20 protein-coding genes and 3 pseudogenes are annotated in these 15,669 nt (G+C 42.0%); 15 read left to right on the forward strand and 8 right to left on the reverse strand.

The genetic code is table 11. From position 1 onward, the window contains the following. Positions 1 to 38 precede the first annotated feature (38 nt). The 5 genes and pseudogenes from MKP07_RS04115 (at position 39) to kbl (ending at position 2,436) form a co-directional block, all read left to right on the forward strand. Positions 39 to 661 (forward strand): annotated as a pseudogene (locus MKP07_RS04115) (ATP-binding protein). 55 nt (positions 662 to 716) lie between these two features. After that, a complete protein-coding gene (locus MKP07_RS42085; RefSeq protein WP_394803626.1) occupies positions 717 to 944 on the forward strand; it encodes a DUF4143 domain-containing protein in 228 nt (75 codons plus the stop codon). Between the two features lie 4 nt (positions 945 to 948). Continuing rightward, positions 949 to 1,146, forward strand: coding sequence for a DUF4143 domain-containing protein (locus MKP07_RS04120; protein ID WP_240845165.1), 198 nt, complete (start codon positions 949 to 951; stop codon positions 1,144 to 1,146). A 103-nt stretch (positions 1,147 to 1,249) separates the two neighbouring features. Beyond that, on the forward strand, positions 1,250 to 1,546 hold the full coding sequence (locus tag MKP07_RS43625) for an aminotransferase class I/II-fold pyridoxal phosphate-dependent enzyme (protein ID WP_449588757.1): 297 nt from the start codon (positions 1,250 to 1,252) through the stop codon (positions 1,544 to 1,546). A 14-nt stretch (positions 1,547 to 1,560) separates the two neighbouring features. After that, a complete protein-coding gene (gene kbl / locus MKP07_RS04125; RefSeq protein ID WP_449589530.1) occupies positions 1,561 to 2,436 on the forward strand; it encodes a glycine C-acetyltransferase in 876 nt (291 codons plus the stop codon). A gap of 246 nt (positions 2,437 to 2,682) precedes the next feature. On the opposite strand, the pseudogene MKP07_RS42090 reads toward kbl, so the two are convergent. The 3 genes and pseudogenes from MKP07_RS42090 to MKP07_RS04140 all read right to left on the reverse strand — a co-directional run bounded on the left by MKP07_RS42090 (position 2,683) and on the right by MKP07_RS04140 (position 4,540). Further along, positions 2,683 to 3,617 (reverse strand): annotated as a pseudogene (locus tag MKP07_RS42090) (ABC1 kinase family protein). A 249-nt stretch (positions 3,618 to 3,866) separates the two neighbouring features. After that, complete coding sequence (locus tag MKP07_RS42095) at positions 3,867 to 3,962, reverse strand: hypothetical protein (RefSeq protein WP_394803627.1); 96 nt, start codon at positions 3,960 to 3,962, stop codon at positions 3,867 to 3,869. After that, on the reverse strand, positions 3,923 to 4,540 hold the full coding sequence (locus MKP07_RS04140) for a hypothetical protein (RefSeq protein WP_240845168.1): 618 nt from the start codon (positions 4,538 to 4,540) through the stop codon (positions 3,923 to 3,925). Before MKP07_RS04140 ends, MKP07_RS42095 begins: the two co-directional genes overlap by 40 nt. A gap of 216 nt (positions 4,541 to 4,756) precedes the next feature. Between MKP07_RS04140 and MKP07_RS04145 the strand changes: the two genes are divergently transcribed. From MKP07_RS04145 to MKP07_RS04165, 5 genes are all read left to right on the forward strand, one after another. After that, positions 4,757 to 5,374 carry a hypothetical protein gene (locus MKP07_RS04145; protein ID WP_240845169.1) on the forward strand — a complete coding sequence of 206 codons (618 nt, stop codon included), beginning with the start codon at positions 4,757 to 4,759 and terminating at the stop codon, positions 5,372 to 5,374. Next, positions 5,367 to 5,684, forward strand: coding sequence for a hypothetical protein (locus MKP07_RS04150; RefSeq protein ID WP_240845170.1), 318 nt, complete (start codon positions 5,367 to 5,369; stop codon positions 5,682 to 5,684). Before MKP07_RS04145 ends, MKP07_RS04150 begins: the two co-directional genes overlap by 8 nt. Before the next feature lie 82 nt (positions 5,685 to 5,766). Beyond that, on the forward strand, positions 5,767 to 6,153 hold the full coding sequence (locus MKP07_RS04155) for a hypothetical protein (RefSeq protein WP_240845171.1): 387 nt from the start codon (positions 5,767 to 5,769) through the stop codon (positions 6,151 to 6,153). Further along, entirely contained in the window at positions 6,117 to 6,944 is an 828-nt protein-coding gene (locus MKP07_RS04160; RefSeq protein ID WP_240845172.1) for a hypothetical protein, read from the forward strand. The genes MKP07_RS04155 and MKP07_RS04160 overlap by 37 nt, the downstream gene beginning before the upstream one ends. Then, positions 6,935 to 7,408, forward strand: a complete 474-nt coding sequence (locus tag MKP07_RS04165) for a hypothetical protein (protein ID WP_240845173.1) — start codon at positions 6,935 to 6,937, stop codon at positions 7,406 to 7,408. The genes MKP07_RS04160 and MKP07_RS04165 overlap by 10 nt, the downstream gene beginning before the upstream one ends. On the opposite strand, the gene MKP07_RS04170 is transcribed toward MKP07_RS04165, so the two are convergent. The 5 genes and pseudogenes from MKP07_RS04170 to MKP07_RS04190 all read right to left on the reverse strand — a co-directional run bounded on the left by MKP07_RS04170 (position 7,369) and on the right by MKP07_RS04190 (position 9,968). After that, positions 7,369 to 8,862: a M14 family metallopeptidase gene (locus MKP07_RS04170; RefSeq protein WP_240845174.1), complete on the reverse strand. Its 1,494-nt coding sequence runs from the start codon at positions 8,860 to 8,862 to the stop codon at positions 7,369 to 7,371. The genes MKP07_RS04165 and MKP07_RS04170 overlap by 40 nt on opposite strands. Further along, positions 8,859 to 9,023, reverse strand: coding sequence for a hypothetical protein (locus tag MKP07_RS04175; RefSeq protein ID WP_240845175.1), 165 nt, complete (start codon positions 9,021 to 9,023; stop codon positions 8,859 to 8,861). Before MKP07_RS04175 ends, MKP07_RS04170 begins: the two co-directional genes overlap by 4 nt. A gap of 11 nt (positions 9,024 to 9,034) precedes the next feature. Then, on the reverse strand, positions 9,035 to 9,295 hold the full coding sequence (locus tag MKP07_RS04180; protein ID WP_240845176.1) for an SDR family oxidoreductase: 261 nt from the start codon (positions 9,293 to 9,295) through the stop codon (positions 9,035 to 9,037). Positions 9,296 to 9,313: 18 nt separating this feature from the next. After that, positions 9,314 to 9,777, reverse strand: a pseudogene (locus MKP07_RS04185) (SDR family NAD(P)-dependent oxidoreductase); the annotation flags it as partial. Continuing rightward, positions 9,774 to 9,968, reverse strand: coding sequence for a hypothetical protein (locus MKP07_RS04190; RefSeq protein WP_240845178.1), 195 nt, complete (start codon positions 9,966 to 9,968; stop codon positions 9,774 to 9,776). The gene MKP07_RS04190 and the pseudogene MKP07_RS04185, both read right to left, overlap by 4 nt. A 79-nt stretch (positions 9,969 to 10,047) precedes the next feature. Here MKP07_RS04190 and MKP07_RS04195 point away from each other — a divergent pair, with 79 nt between their 5' ends. The 5 genes from MKP07_RS04195 (at position 10,048) to MKP07_RS04215 (ending at position 15,649) form a co-directional block, all read left to right on the forward strand. Continuing rightward, entirely contained in the window at positions 10,048 to 10,800 is a 753-nt protein-coding gene (locus tag MKP07_RS04195) for an isoprenyl transferase (protein ID WP_240845180.1), read from the forward strand. A gap of 191 nt (positions 10,801 to 10,991) precedes the next feature. Then, positions 10,992 to 13,715 carry a BamA/OMP85 family outer membrane protein gene (locus MKP07_RS04200; RefSeq protein WP_240845182.1) on the forward strand — a complete coding sequence of 908 codons (2,724 nt, stop codon included), beginning with the start codon at positions 10,992 to 10,994 and terminating at the stop codon, positions 13,713 to 13,715. A 159-nt stretch (positions 13,716 to 13,874) separates the two neighbouring features. Then, the gene (locus tag MKP07_RS04205; RefSeq protein ID WP_240845184.1) at positions 13,875 to 14,387 is read left to right on the forward strand and encodes an OmpH family outer membrane protein; all 513 of its coding nucleotides are present in this window, start codon (positions 13,875 to 13,877) and stop codon (positions 14,385 to 14,387) included. A gap of 93 nt (positions 14,388 to 14,480) precedes the next feature. Further along, positions 14,481 to 15,044 (forward strand): OmpH family outer membrane protein, encoded by a 564-nt coding sequence (locus MKP07_RS04210; protein ID WP_240845186.1) that lies wholly within the window; start codon positions 14,481 to 14,483, stop codon positions 15,042 to 15,044. A 74-nt stretch (positions 15,045 to 15,118) separates the two neighbouring features. After that, a complete protein-coding gene (locus MKP07_RS04215; RefSeq protein ID WP_240845188.1) occupies positions 15,119 to 15,649 on the forward strand; it encodes a glutamate racemase in 531 nt (176 codons plus the stop codon). Positions 15,650 to 15,669 lie beyond the last annotated feature (20 nt).

Raw genomic sequence — 15,669 nt, forward strand, 5'->3', positions numbered from 1 at the left:
CCCTAAATATTAGTATTTTTGGGGAACAATTCTAGTCTATGTATATAAGAAGCATTAAAAGCGAGATTGAATCAAAGTTTGGCAAAAAAAAAGCTATTGTAATTTTTGGCCCAAGACAGGTTGGTAAAACAACTCTTATTGAGCATATACTTGAAAACAAGTCCTATTTATTTTTAAATTGCGACGACCCAACAGCCAGTAGCCTTTTGACGAATGCTAATACAGAACAGTTGAGGGCGCTTATAGGGAATCACAAAATTGTTTTTATTGATGAAGCGCAACGCATCGAAAACATCGGCCTTACATTAAAATAATTACAGATATTTTCAAAGATGTACAACTTATTGTTAGCGGCTCCTCTGCATTGGAACTATCGAATACTTTAAAAGAACCGCTTACAGGCAGAAAATGGGAATATGAATTATGGCCCATTTCCTGGAAAGAATTTGAAGCAGGGACTGGATATCTTAAAGCGCAACAACAATTGGAGCTTAGAATTGTGTACGGAATGTACCCCGATGTAATTAACCGAACGGGAGAAGAAGAAGAGGCTTTAAAAGAATTGGCCGGAAGTTATTTGTACAAAGACCTATTAGCAATGGGCGGCATAAGAAAGCCCGAAGTACTTGAAAAATTTTGCAGGCGTTGGCACTGCAATTAGGGCAAGAAGTAAGCTATAACGAATTAGCGTCACTTATCGGAATAGATAAAAAACAATTGCTGCGTATATAGACCTTTTACAAAAAGCGTATGTCATTTTCAGGCTGGGAAGCTTTAGCCGTAATCTTCGTAATGAAATTAAAACCAACCAGAAGATATATTTTTTGGATACGGGGATCAGAAATGCAGTTATCGGAAATTTTACACCTCTAAGTTTACGACAAGACAAGGGGGCTCTGTGGGAAAACTTTCTGATTTCTGAACGACAAAAAAATAAAATATGAACGAATGAACGCACATCCTCATTTCTGGAGAACAGTACAGCAACAGAAAATAGACTATGTAGAAAATGGGAATGGTATAATTACAGGATATGAGATAAAATGGAACCCTAACGCCAAACTAAAACCTTTTTCATCGTTTAAAGAAACATATAGTGCTGATGTTCGCTTAATCCATCATCAGAACTTCAGGGAATTCCTTTAGCTGCTGCGCAACCGTTTGTCTTTACACTGTTCGTAAAAAGCTTTTTATTTGCAGTTCAAAAGCTTTGCAAATCCAAAAAAATATTCATTTTTAATCAGGAACTATGAACGAAAAATTTACCCAACGTATCGCAGGTGAAGTGGAGGAAATAAAAACCTCGGGCCTATATAAAAACGAAAGAGTTATTAATAGTCCGCAGGGAGCCGAAATAGAAGTTAACGGAGCAACCGTATTAAACTTTTGCGCCAACAACTACCTGGGCTTATCCTCACATCCCGATGTGATCAAAGCGGCCCACGAAGCCATCGAATCGCATGGGTATGGTATGAGCAGCGTACGATTTATTTGCGGCACCCAGGATATTCATAAAGAGTTGGAAAAAAGATCTCCGAATTTTTAGGTACAGAAGACACCATCTTATACGCCGCAGCATTTGATGCCAACGGCGGTGTTTTTGAACCCTTATTCAACGACCAGGATGCTATCATTTCCGATGCCTTGAATCATGCCAGCATTATTGATGGTGTAAGGCTTTGTAAAGCCCAGCGCTTTCGTTATGAGCATAACAATATGGAAGACCTGGAGGCTAAATTGCAGGAAGCAGCAGGCTGCCGTAGCCGGATCATCGTAACTGACGGTTCGTTTAGTATGGATGGCACTATTGCCCAGTTGGATAAAATTGTGGAACTGGCAGAAAAACACGATGCGGTGATCATGATCGATGAATGCCATTCATCTGGCTTCCTGGGCAAAACCGGTCGTGGTACGCACGAGTATCGTGGCGTAATGGGTAAAATAGATATTATCACGGGAACCTTAGGCAAAGCCCTGGGCGGCGCTTCCGGTGGATTCACTTCCGGCCGTAAAGAGATCATTGATATGCTGCGCCAAAAATCACGCCCTTACCTGTTCAGCAACACAGTAGCGCCTTCTATCGTGGGAGCATCTATTGCAGTATTGGACATGCTATCGGCATCAACGCATCTGCGCGATAAGCTGGAATTCAACACAAAATATTTCCGTGAAAAGATGACAGCGGCAGGTTTCGACATTAAGCCAGGCGATCATCCGATTGTCCCTATCATGCTATACGACGCAGTATTGGCGGCAAATTTTGCAGCAAAGCTATTAGAAGAGGGCGTTTATGTAATTGGTTTCTTCTTCCCCGTTGTTCCTAAAGGACAAGCGAGAATTAGGGTACAGTTAAGTGCCGGTCATGAGCAGGAGCACCTGGACAAAGCTATTGCGGCTTTTGCAAAAGTGGGTAAAGAGCTGGGCGTGTTGAAATAGTACTATAAGCGATTTTACTGGAAGTCACGGGCAATCATCCGTGACTTTTTGTTTTACAGAGCTTGCTGTGTTAGACATTTTTTCACCTCCGGTAATTTTCGAAATTGTTGATCGTAATATGAGTAGCCTTCAGCTCATGCATCATATTATACAAACCGAAAAAAGTACGGTTCATATAGATAAAATGTTTGGAACCCCTGTTGGTATTAAAATTGCGCATTTCACTGAGCTTGGCATATTGCTGTCCTAAAGCTGCAATCTCACCAAAAAAGCTTCATCCGAAAAATCGAAATACGCCGCATTAAACGGACGGGTAAACAACTCCAGCAGGTCGTAAAATAATTGTTTGAAATAAGCTTTTTCTTCTGCCGAGTCTTCAGCGGTCAATATCTCCAGTTCATATAGTTTTTCTTCAAACAGTGCTGGATTTCTAAGATTTTTCTGGTCGGCTAATTCAAAATAAGGTTTATAAAAATCAGCGGGGATTTCTTTAATACATCCAAAATCAATTACCAACAAATCATTATCGGCAGATACGAGAAAGTTGCCCGGATGGGGATCAGCATGTAATTTTTTAAGTACATGTAGCTGATACATGTAAAAATCCCAAAAGGTTTGGCCTAGTAAATTCCGGTCAGCTTCTGCCTGATCCTGCCGAACATATTCTGAAAAATGAATACCATCCATCCAATCCATCGTCAGTATTTTCTCGCAGGAGTATTCAGGGTAATAATCAGGAAATTTTATATGAGGCAAATGAGCACAGTCTTTCGCAAACTGCGGCTTCGTTTTAGTTCCAGCACATAATCGGTTTCTTCAAAAAGCTTTTGCTCCACTTCATCAAAATACTTCTCCGAGCCTTCCTTGCGAATATTAAACATCCGCATAGCAATGGGCTTTACCATTTTCAGGTCGGAAGAAATGCTTTCTTTTACACCGGGATACTGAATTTTAACAGCAAGTTTCTTACCATCCTTCCTTGCCTGGTGTACCTGACCAATGCTTGCAGCATTAACGGACTCAGGAGAAAACGTATCAAAAATAGCTTCCGGATTCTTGCCTAAATACTGCCTGAAAGTTTTACGAACCAGCGCTGCAGAAAGCGGTGGAACAGAAAATTGGGATAATGAAAATTTATCTACATAAGCTGCAGGTAATAAATTCTTTTCCATGCTCAGCATTTGCGCTACTTTAAGTGCCGAGCCTTTTAATTCTTTCAAACTATCATAAATATCCGTAGCATTTTGCTCATGCAGATTGGCGCGGGCTGCCGCTTCATCTTTGGTCAGCTTCTCCCGTAATATTTGATATAATTGATACCTACTTTAGCCCCCGCCTTTAACAGATTACCGGCACGTCCGATCTTACTGGTAGGTATAGAATTTAATGTTTTCATTCGCTACAAGTCATTTAATTGTTGGGCATTAACATTACCCCATTTGAAATTTCTCTTTCCACAGAAACTTGCCCAGATCTAACACCTTCGTCAGTAACGGATTATTGACCACATCAAAACCGGTGTCAATCGTTTTTTCGATATATATATCCGTTTTCTCAAACCCAGGCGAATCATCTTTTTCCAAAACTCAAGAACGCTTAAAAAATGTAACCATAAAACGCCCTCTTTCGATTTTCCGTTAAACTGTTTCAAGAACTCTGGCGCTTTTTCAAAAATGTCATCATTATCAAATGAAAGCGTTTGGCTGAATTGCCGATGGCTGGATTTCAGAGCACGAAGCAATCGATGTTGCTGCACCAGGTCGCCCTTCAGTAACAACAATATCAGCGACCGGTTAAGCTTAAAGTTTTCAAAAAGAATAAAGTATAAGTTAAGCAGCTTTTCTTTTGCGGGCATGGTATCAAAATGCTCAATTTGCCCGGCCAGCTCCAAAGACTTTTCAAAAAAATGAACGAGGTATGCCTGCTCCAGGCTATCAAACCCGGAGAAAAAATCGTAAAAATGCGCCTCGGCAAGCTGGTGCGTTTTCGCAAACTGGTACACACTTTCGGGCGGCCTGCCATGCGTTAAAAGATAATCGCTGTACCACTCCATTAGAGTAGTCTTATCGATCGGTTTGGTTTTCGCTTTATTTACATTTTTCATAACTGGTTGGAAGTTTTTTAATACTTAATAGACCGGATTATCAAAACTACTGAAAAGTAGAAACTCATTAGAACGATTAATAGCTAAACACAAGCTTCTTCAATTATAAAAACCAGGGGAACTTGCCAGCTTCTTTATAACAAAGGAAAAACAAATAAGGTTGCAACACCAAGCGTGGTTTGATTTTCTTTGCCGGATTAGCTTAAATTTAACGCTGTGTTAAAAAAATCATCCATACGCAAGGTCGTGTGTTTTTTATTTTGCGCTATTGCTATACTGCAAGCCAGGGCTCAAACCCAGGTGCAGCTGGCGCAATACCCTTCACCTATGCAGGAGCATGTACGACGCCATGAACGCGTTTCTTACAAGATGGACTCTTCGAATACCATTACACTGAATCATGTACTGGCTAAACCGGTAACGATCTATCTACCGCACAATATCCGGAAAGCAAAGCAAGCCGATTTATTGATCCATTTTCATGGCGCAGCTTCTGTTGTTGCCTATGCAGCGGCCCGAGCAAAACGTCCCTTAATTGCCGTTGCTGTAAACCTGGGATCAGGCTCATCTGCTTACGCACAACCTTTTAACAATACCGCCGTTTTTGAAAAGCTCAAACAAGCCGTTTTAGATACCATTGTGAAACAGCTTGGCCGCTCGTTACCTTCGGGTAAAATCATTTTAAGCGGGTTTAGTGCAGGCTATGGCGCCATCAGGAGTATTCTTTCTCACCCCGGTCACATCAAAAGCATTCACGCTGTTGTGCTTTTAGATGGTCTGCACACCAGTTATATTCCTGAAAGAAAACTACTCGCTGAAAGGAGGTTTGATTGACTCTGTCTCACTTGAACCATTTATTCAGTTTGGCAGGGAAGCCACCCACAAATCTTCCGGCAAAAAATTCCTGTTTACGCATTCGGAGATTTTTCCGGGCACTTTTTCCAGCACTACGGAAACAGCTGATTATTTACTACGTGTACTTGCCATTAAAACTAATGCGGTTTTAAAGCAGGGACCTCTGGGTATGCAACAGATCAGCGAAGCTTCAAAAGGCCATTTTTCCATACTCGGTTTTGCAGGCAATACAGCGCCAGACCATATCGATCATTTTCACGCTCTTTATTATTTTTTGCGTAAGCTGTAATTGATGAAGCATTCACTTAAATTTTGAGTATCTCCCTACTGTGTAGGGGCTGTTTGTTTGCAGGAATGCAGTAAATTGCCCTATGTTAAAAAATATCGTTCTCCTCATCAGCATTGTCATGGTGTCGACGGCCATTTATGCCCAGGACGCCAAATCCAAAACAACAGAATCAGAAAAGCCACAAGCCACTAAAAATGCTACTCCAGACCTGAAGTTTGATCCCGATGCTGTGGTTATCACCCATCATACTGTCACCATTAATGGGAAACCAGTACCCTACAAAGCTACTGCAGGAACACTACCCGTATGGGACGCTGACGGTAAAGCTATTGCAGGTGTTTTCTTTGTATACTATGAAAGAACGGATATTAAAGATAAAACTGCAAGACCGTTGACGATTTCCTTTAATGGCGGCCCCGGCTCTGCATCGGTTTGGATGCATATTGGTTATACCGGCCCTGTTTTTTAAATATAGATGATGAAGGCTACCCCGTACAACCTTATGGCTACACGCCCAACCAGTATTCTATTTTAGATGCAACAGATATTGTTTATGTTGACCCTGTTAATACCGGTTTTTCAAAGATGGTGGGTAAAGATGTTAGCCGCGAAAAATTCTTTGGCGTTAATGCCGACATCAAATATTTAGGCGACTGGGTGAACAGCTTTGTAAACCGCTACGATCGCTGGGCATCACCCAAATTCCTGATCGGTGAAAGCTATGGTACCACCCGGGTGTCTGGCCTTGCTTTAGAGCTACAGCAATCGCACTGGATGTACCTGAATGGCGTGGTGCTGGTGTCGCCAACCGACCTGGGTATAGAACGCGGTACAGCTACCGACGCGGCCTTGCTCCTTCCCTATTATGCTGCTACAGCCTGGTATCATAAAAAACAACCGGCAGACCTGCTGCAAAAGGACCTGACGGCGATGCTGCCCGAAGTAGAGAATTTCACGATGAACGAATTAATTCCCGCATTGAATAAAGGAAGTTTTTTGGAGGACGGAACCAAACAAGCACTTGCAGCAAAAATGGCCCGTTACTCCGGTATCCCGGAGAAGACCATCCTTCAGAACAATTTATCTGTTGGCACCAACCTGTTTTGGAAAGAGTTGTTAAGAAACGAAGGTTTCACTATTGGGCGCCTGGATTCGAGATACAGAGGTATTGATAAACAAGACGCCGGCAACAGTCGGATTTTAATGCAGAGCTTACAGCCTGGCTACACGCTTTTACACCACCCATTAATATGTATTTAAAAAATGAGCTGGGGTATAAAACAGACTTCCCTTATAACATGTTCGGCCCCGTTCATCCCTGGGATAATAAGGGCAATCAAACCGGTGAAAACCTGCGCCAGGCCATGGCCACCAATCCCTATCTACATGTATTGGTGCAGTCGGGCTACTACGATGGCGCCTGCGATTACTTTAATGCCAAGTACAATATGTGGCAAATGGATCCATCAGGTAAACTCAAAAACAGGATGAGCTGGGAAGGCTACCGCAGCGGCCACATGATGTACCTGCGAAAGGAAGATCTGAAAACCAGTACACAACACCTCCGCGAGTTTATAAAAAGGCCATTCCTCCACCCGGAATTCCGGCAAAATATTAACGCACCCTGTAAACCGGGTATGTTAAATAGGCGGGCTCTATCCAGGGGAGTTTTGATAAATGAAGTTCAACTGGGCGCCGCACTTTGGGCAAAGGCGGTGTCCTGACTGCGTCTGGCTTCTAATTTTTGTTGCAGGTCTTTATCAGACTGTAAATAACCCGCAGCGACATCTTCGAAATGATAATCGGAGTAGCCTTCTTTTTGCTGAAGGATCGCATCAAAGAAATTCCATTTGAAATAAGAGTCCTCTGCAGCAGGTTCCAGTACTTCAATTAAAAAGCGGTTGGCTGGTTGATTCATAGGTATATACCAATCTCCCTTTCTAAATTGGATGGCGCGGGAAGACGTGCTGAGCCGGACACCCTGATTAGGATGATGCCCTTCATACGGACGGGAGGCCGCTTTGTACTCTTCTATCCGGTACACATCTACGTTAATAATGGTATCGCGTTGAATAGGCTGCATGGCGATATTGTTAACCTTCAGTCTTTCAATCACCCTCCACCAACCCTGTGGAATGATATACGCCCGGGGTTTCTGTACCATAGCAGTTGATTGATAGCTATTGAAGAACGGCACCTGAAGGGTATAAGGCTTTGCTCTGTCGTAATATAACCTCGGCAAGCCGGATACCTCGCTGGGCTTATAGCCACTCTCATAGCCCTTGAATGTAATCGAGGCTGGCCTGGTTTTATCCAACTCCCAGCCAATGATAAACGATTCCTGCCTATTTGTTTTCTCTTTAGCAAGGGTTCTCAATTCCAGTATCCTTTGCTGTTCAACGCCAGCAAATTCAATAAAAGACTTCATTAACTCATAAGTAGATTGCACCCGCTGCGGATAAGGTTTCAGCATATGTGTTTCCGGTACAAAAGCAAAAGTATTCCACAATGCCGCATAACCACTGCTATAACGCGGGGCGTCCCAGAAAGCCTCCCATCCTTTTTCAACCTTATCCCGGTGATCAAAATTCACATAGGGAACCAGGTCATACCCTTTTTTCTTCATAGAACTATATAAAGCCGGTTCCATCACTTCGTTAAGATATTTCCCCATCTCTCCACCTAATTTATTGTGCTGCGATGTCAGTAAAGTCATTACATGCTGATAATCGGCTCCATTACTTACATGATTGTCGATAAGAATAGCAGGATCGGTTAAATGAAAAATTTGTGCAAATGACAAAGCTTCCTTAGCGTCAGCTTTTATAAAGTCCCTGTTAAGATCAAGATTCTGTGCATTACCTCTGAACCCGAAAGCTTCAGGTCCGTTTTGATCAATGCGATAATGGGCACTTCTATTTAAGCAGCCTCCAATATTATATACCGGAATAATGGCCAGTACTATTCCATTGGGGAGCTTCAGCTTTCCTTTGGCAATAGCTGCAGCCAGCAGCATACTTGCATCTATGCCGTCTGGCTCTCCCGGATGAATGCCATTGTTAATCAATATAACCAATCGCTTTTCTTTCCTTATTTGGAGGTAATTGTTAACACCGTCATCGCTAATCGTCACCAAATGCAAGGGCAGGCCTGCATCCGTCATTCCCATGGTTTTCATGGATATCTTACCGGATGCATTGTCAGCTTTTTTCCACCAATGGATGATATCATCATAAACCGGGGTTTGTTTTCCTGGGATTGCTCAAACAGGGTTGCCGGTACCTGGGCAAACATTATACAGGTAACCAGCAAAAAATGTATCAATAGCAGCTTCTTCATGTATTGTATAATCAGTTTTCTTTTCCTAATGTGTAATAAATACCCGCAGCCCATCTCCGCGGCAGCGCCCTTATTATATTGGACACGAACCTTGCCGGCTTGCCTGGCACGATTATCATTTTTCCTTTCATTGTTTTTTTAACCGCGATCTCCCCTACTCTGGCAGGCGCTACTTCCATAAAATCGCCCAACCATCCCAGCTTCTCTTTGGTGTCTTTTACAATTTCAGGCTTGGTATAAACCGGGCCGGGAGCAAGACAGCTTACACTCACACCTTTATTTTTCAATTGGTATCTTAGGGAATAGCTGAAAAAGCTCAGCCCCGACTTAGATGCCGAATAGATATTTTTACGGGTATCGGGCTAAAGCCTGCCATGCTGCTTACATTTAGAATAAAAGATGGCTGATTCTTTTCCAGCAAAGGCAAAAAATGTTGCACCATTATTACCGGCGACTCCAGGTTGAGCCTGATCATATATTTTACACTATCAGGAGGAAGTTTTAAAAAATCGTTGGTGCCGCCCATTCCTGCTACATTGCAAAGCATTTTTAAAGGCAGATTATTTTGCGTGCTCCAACTGGCCAGCCTGGGAGCAACACTCTCATTGGTCAGATCAGCAGATAAAATCTCCACCTGTATATGATACCTTTCTTCCAGCATTCTCTTTGCATTCCTTAACGGCTGTTCTGAGCGGGCTATCAGTACCAGGTTGTATTTTCTTTTTGCCAGGGCTTCGGCAATGGCATATCCTATGCCTTTGCTCCCCCGGCTACAATGGCAAAAGGCTGTTGATTTTTATAAATCAATGGAGATGGCAACTCCTGGGCATTGCCTAATGCCATAAAAAAGCTAAAAATACCTGTTAGCAGCAGGAAATTTATTTTTCGTAAAGTACCAACCTGCAATACCCTCCATGCTTTTAATAATTGAATGGACACTATCATTGAGTAGGGCTTTTTACAAATATTGCTTTTTATTTCAAACTTTGGCGATATTAATTACTTTTGTCGCCGCTTTCATGGTATGGATACCTTAATAAATCAAATCGACAGGGAAAAGCTCCCCAGGCATATTGCTATCATAATGGATGGCAACGGGCGTTGGGCGCAGGAGCAGGGAGAAGACCGGCTTTTCGGCCATTACCATGGCGTGGAGAGCGTTAGGGATATCGTGGAAGGTTGTGCCGAGATAGGCATTCAATTCCTCACACTTTACGCTTTCAGCACCGAAAACTGGGATCGCCCGGAATACGAAGTGGTTGGCCTAATGGAACTATTGGTTTCCACCATACGTAAAGAAGTAGAAACCCTGCATAAGAATAATATCCGCCTTCATGTAATCGGAGACATGAGCATGTTGCCGGCTTATGCACAGCAGGAATTGAACGAGGCGCTGGAGATTACCGCAGGTAACAGTGGGCTTAACCTGGTAATGGCGTTGAGCTATAGTGGCCGCTGGGAGCTGTTAAATGCAGTAAAAAGCATTGCTAACGAGGTTAAAAACAACCGTTTGCAATTGGAAGCCATCAACCAGGACACACTGCAAAAATACCTTTGCACCAGCGATTTTCCCGACCCGGAGCTGATGATCCGAACCAGTGGTGAATACCGGATCAGCAATTTTTTGCTGTATCAGCTGGCTTATGCAGAACTCTATTTTACGAATGTTCGCTGGCCTGAATTTAGAAAAAACAACTTATTTGAGGCTATAATGGACTACCAGGGAAGGGAGCGACGGTTTGGTAAAACTTCCAAACAGATCGAAGAATCTAAGTAATATGTGAAAATTTACCATAAATCGCCGCTGCTTAGGCTACTATCATTGCCTTGACCTTTTTTAACAGGAGTTTTCCAATTTTTACCTTTAATTTGCCGCCGCAATGGGAATAATGTGTAATAGTGTGGTGATAATATAATAACTTCCTGCTTTTGCAAAAACAAAATTGATTACCGATATTTAAATCCTTTATGCGTTTTTTTCTTTACAGGTTCTGCGTTACAATTATATCATTAACAACGGTAAACTATGTTTTTGCGCAAACAGACACCATTCCCGATGGAAATCTTTCACTCGAAATGCAGGAGTGGCAAAACCCAAGACAGCCCAAAGAATACGTTATTGCCGACCTGAAAGTAACAGGGGCCAATTACCTGGACTCTACTATTATACTTTCTGTAGCTGGCTTACAAAAAGGTCAAAGGTTTGTTTACCCGGGCTCTGATGTGTTCTCCCGTGCTATACAGAATCTCTGGAGGCAGAAGTTGGTAGCAGATATTAAAATTTATGTAACCAATATTATTGGCGAAAATGTAAGTATCGAAGTTTCTGTTAAAGAAATGCCCCGGTTGGGAGATTATAAGTTTGAGGGCGTTAAAAAAACCGAGCAGGAAGAGCTTGTGAAAAAGACCGCTATTGCTAAACAAACTACCATTCTTTCCGAAAATACCCGACGCAATATTATTGATGTTACCAAAACATTTTATGAAGAGAAGGGCTTCTCTGGTGTGACTGTAGATTTGGTGGAGAAACCCGATCCGATATTCAAAAACTCGAACACCCTTACCATCAAGGTAAATAAAGGGAAGAAAGTTAAAATAGATGGCATCAACTTCTTTGGTAATGAAAACGTAAGAAGCGTTAAGCTTAAAAAACAAATGAAGGGCACTAAGGAGATGACCAAAATGACCTTATTCCCCTCCTCTTATGTAAGCACCTATGGCCCTATTAAACAATATACTTTTGGGGAGTACATGAACGACTGGGGATTCTTAACCGGCACAAAATCGCTGGAGGTGTTGGATCCTTATTTCAGATTTAAGTTCTCCTCTTCCAAATTTAACCAGAAAAAATATACCGAAGACAAAGAAAAAGTATTAAACTACTTTAATGCTAAAGGTTACCGCGATGCCCAGATACTGGCGGATACCCAGGTAGTGCAGAACAATAAAATGTATGTTGATATTAAAGTGAATGAAGGACGGAAATACTATTTTGGTAATACTGTCTGGAAGGGAAACTCAGTGTACAGTGATACTGTTTTAAATAACATTTTAAATATCAACAAGGGAGATACTTACGACGGTAGTATTCTGAATAAGGCACTGGGTATAGAGCCCAGCCAGGATGCGCAGGATATTCAAACGGCCTATCGCGACCGTGGTTACCTTTTTATTAACGTTACCCCTGTAGAAACCAGGATCTACAATGATACCATTGATCATGAGATCAGGGTAGTAGAAGGTCCGCAGGCACGTATTAAGAACGTAAATATCCGTGGTAACGAGCGCACCAAAGAGCACGTTATACGTCGTGAAATGCGTACTTATCCTGGCGCTTTATATAGCCAGAGCGGCTTAATGCGTACCATTCGTGAGTTAAATGCCTTAAACTATTTCGAACAGGAGTCGATCAACCCCCAACCTGTACCTAATCAAAATGATGGTACCGTAGATATCAACTGGAGCCTGAAAGAAAAATCATCTGACCAGTTAGAGCTTTCTGCCGGCTGGGGTGGTGGTATCGGTTTAACGGGTACCCTTGGCGTAACCTTCAACAACTTCTCTATCAGGAATATCTGGAAGAAAGAGGCATGGGACCCATTGCCTGTGGGTGATGGCCAGAAACTGAGCCTTCGTGTTCAATCTAACGGCCGTGCCTTCCGCTCTTATAACTTTTCGTTTACCGAACCCTGGTTAGGTGGTAAAAAAAGAAATTCACTGATCCTTTCTTACAATAACAGTAAGTATTATAACCTGGCTGGTTTTACATCGCGCGGTACATACGAATACGATAAAAATAAATCACTTACCGTAAACGGGTTTTCGGTTGGTTTAGGAAAGCAATTGAACTGGCCTGATGACTATTTTTACATGACTTCTACAGTAGCTTTAACCCGCTATAATGTAAAAGAGATGGGGTATATTTATCAGTTACCTTTCAATACAGGAGTATCTAATAACCTCAGTTTAAAATTTGCGCTGCAGCGTAATTCAGTATCGGATCCCATTTTCCCACGTAGCGGTAGTGACCTGATGTTTAGTGTACAGGCAACGCCTCCCTACTCTTTGTTTGGTTCTAAAGACGATCAATTCAAGTTTGTAGAATACCATAAATGGCGATTTAACTCTACCTGGTATGTACCATTAGGAAGAGGCAAAGGCGAAAATAAAGACAGGCAGTTTGTATTAAAACTAGCTGCTAAATACGGTTTTATGGGTAAGTATAACCCCAAACTGGACTTTTCTCCATTCGAGCGTTTCCAGCTGGGTGATGCGGGCTTAAACAATACGTTCTCGCTGACAGGTTTTGACATCATTGCACACAGAGGGTATCCTATTTACAATACTTCAGACCCTACTATTAATCCTGACAACTCCAGCCAGGGCAATTTTGCCAACTTTTTCACCATCTTTAATAAGTACCAGGCCGAGCTTCGTTACCCGTTGGTAACCAACCCTAGTAGTACTATTTTTGGTCTGGCATTTTTTGAAGCAGCCAATGGTTGGAAAGATTACAAAGACTACAATCCTTTTAAATTACGTAGAAGCGTGGGTTTGGGTATGAGGTTTTACCTGCCGATGTTTGGTTTGCTCGGATTTGATTATGGTATTGGCCTTGACAGGTTAACACCGGGTGGTGGCATTAAAGGGGCCGGTAAGTTTACCTTTATGCTGGGCTTCGAACCAGAATAAACCGACAGGCTAATATTCTTTTAAAAGTTTTAACCTTTTTGCGCTTATTTTGAAGCAACTATACATTTGCTCCTTGCGTCAGACTTCAGATACTAAATCTTACTATTACAAACACGTCTCAACGGTTGATACCGGGCGGATTATTAAAAAAATAACAAGATGAAAAAAGTTTTTGTTTTGGGGGTTGCTTTATTGTTTGCCTGTGCCGGTGCCTTTGCACAGAAATATGCTATTATCGACACTCGTTACATATTTGAAAAAATGCCTGACTACAAACGTGTACAACAACAGGTAGATGCCCAGGCTGCTGCGTGGCAAAAAGAGATCGATACGAAACAAACCGAGTTAGATAAACTATATAGTGATTATGATGCAGAGCAGACAATGATGAGCGAAGATCTAAAGAAGAAAAAGGAAGATGAATTATTTAACAAAGAAAAAACACTTCGCGATCTGCAAAAGAAACGCTTTGGTTTTGAAGGAGAACTGTTCAAAAAAAGGCAGGAATTAATGGACCCGCTGCAAAAGAAAGTAGCAGAAGCCGTAAACAGGCTGGCAAAGGCCAATGGTTACGACCTGGTTTTCGACAAAAGTGAGGGCAAATCCATTATCTTTGCCGACCCTAAGTTGGATAAAAGTGATGACATCTTAAGGGAACTTAGATTGAAATAAATTTAAAACTTAAAACAAACTCAACTGTGAACGGAGCAGGCTTTGCTTTTACAACGCATTTGAGTTACCAAAAAAGAAAAGAAAAAACAAAAAATGAAACAAGTAAAATTTCTTGCGGTTGCGTTAGGTTTGGTATTGGTAAGTGTATTTTCTGCCAATGCTCAAAAAATCGGTTATGTTAGCGTAGACGCTTTGGTAGCTAATTTGCCCGAAGCACAACAAAAGCAACAGGAGCTTCAAAAATGGCAGCAGGATTCTATTGGTGGCACTTATACAAGATTAGCCCAGGAGTTCCAGGAAAAAGATAGCGCTATGAAAAAAGCAACTGGTTCGGTTAAACAGGTTTTAGAAAGAGACCTTGCTCAATTAAACGAAACACTTGCTAACTGGCAGCAAATTGCGCAGGAAGCTTCCCAGGCTAAACAAGCCCAGCTGTTCAACCCTTTGTATAAAAAAGTGTATGATGCCATTAATGCATATGCTAAAGAAAAAGGATATACTTACGTGTTAACACAGGATGCTTTTGTAGTGGCTCCGGATAGCGATAATTTAAGCCTTCCTATTGCTACCAAATTAGGCATTAAAGTAAATCCTCAAGGTAATGCGCCAGCTCCGGCAGGTGGTGCGGCTCCGGCATCTACTACACCTAAGAAATAAACAATCACAAATAATATTTATGAAACCGTCCATATCTGGACGGTTTTTTTATTTTTGATATATAACTACAAGCCATGTCACAAGCAGCCCCTATTGGTGTATTTGATTCAGGGTACGGCGGTTTAACGGTTTTAAAAGAGCTGGTTAAACGTCTTCCTCAATACGATTATTTATACCTGGGTGATAATGCCCGTGCGCCTTATGGTACCAGGTCTTTCGATACGGTTTATCACTACACCCTCGACGCCGTGAAATGGTTTTTCGAACAGGGTTGTCATCTGGTAATATTGGCATGCAATACCGCCTCGGCAAAAGCTTTGCGTACCATACAGCAAAACGATTTGCCCACAATAGCTCCTGAAAAAAGAGTTTTAGGTGTTATAAGACCGACTACGGAAATAATCGGCAGGTACTCGAAACCAGGGAAGTGGGTATTTTGGCCACCAAAGGCACAGTTGCCTCAGACTCCTATCCTATTGAAATTGCGAAATTTTATCCAGACATTCAGACCTACCAGGAGGCTTGCCCTATGTGGGTACCTATTATTGAGAATAATGAAATGGAGAATGCCGGTACCCATCATTTTATCAAAAAAACCTACATAATCTTTTTGAAAAAGGAGACA

The sequence above is a fragment of the Paraniabella hibiscisoli genome (assembly GCF_022512515.1).
GTDB classification, from domain to species: Bacteria; Bacteroidota; Bacteroidia; order Chitinophagales; family Chitinophagaceae; genus Niabella; species Niabella hibiscisoli.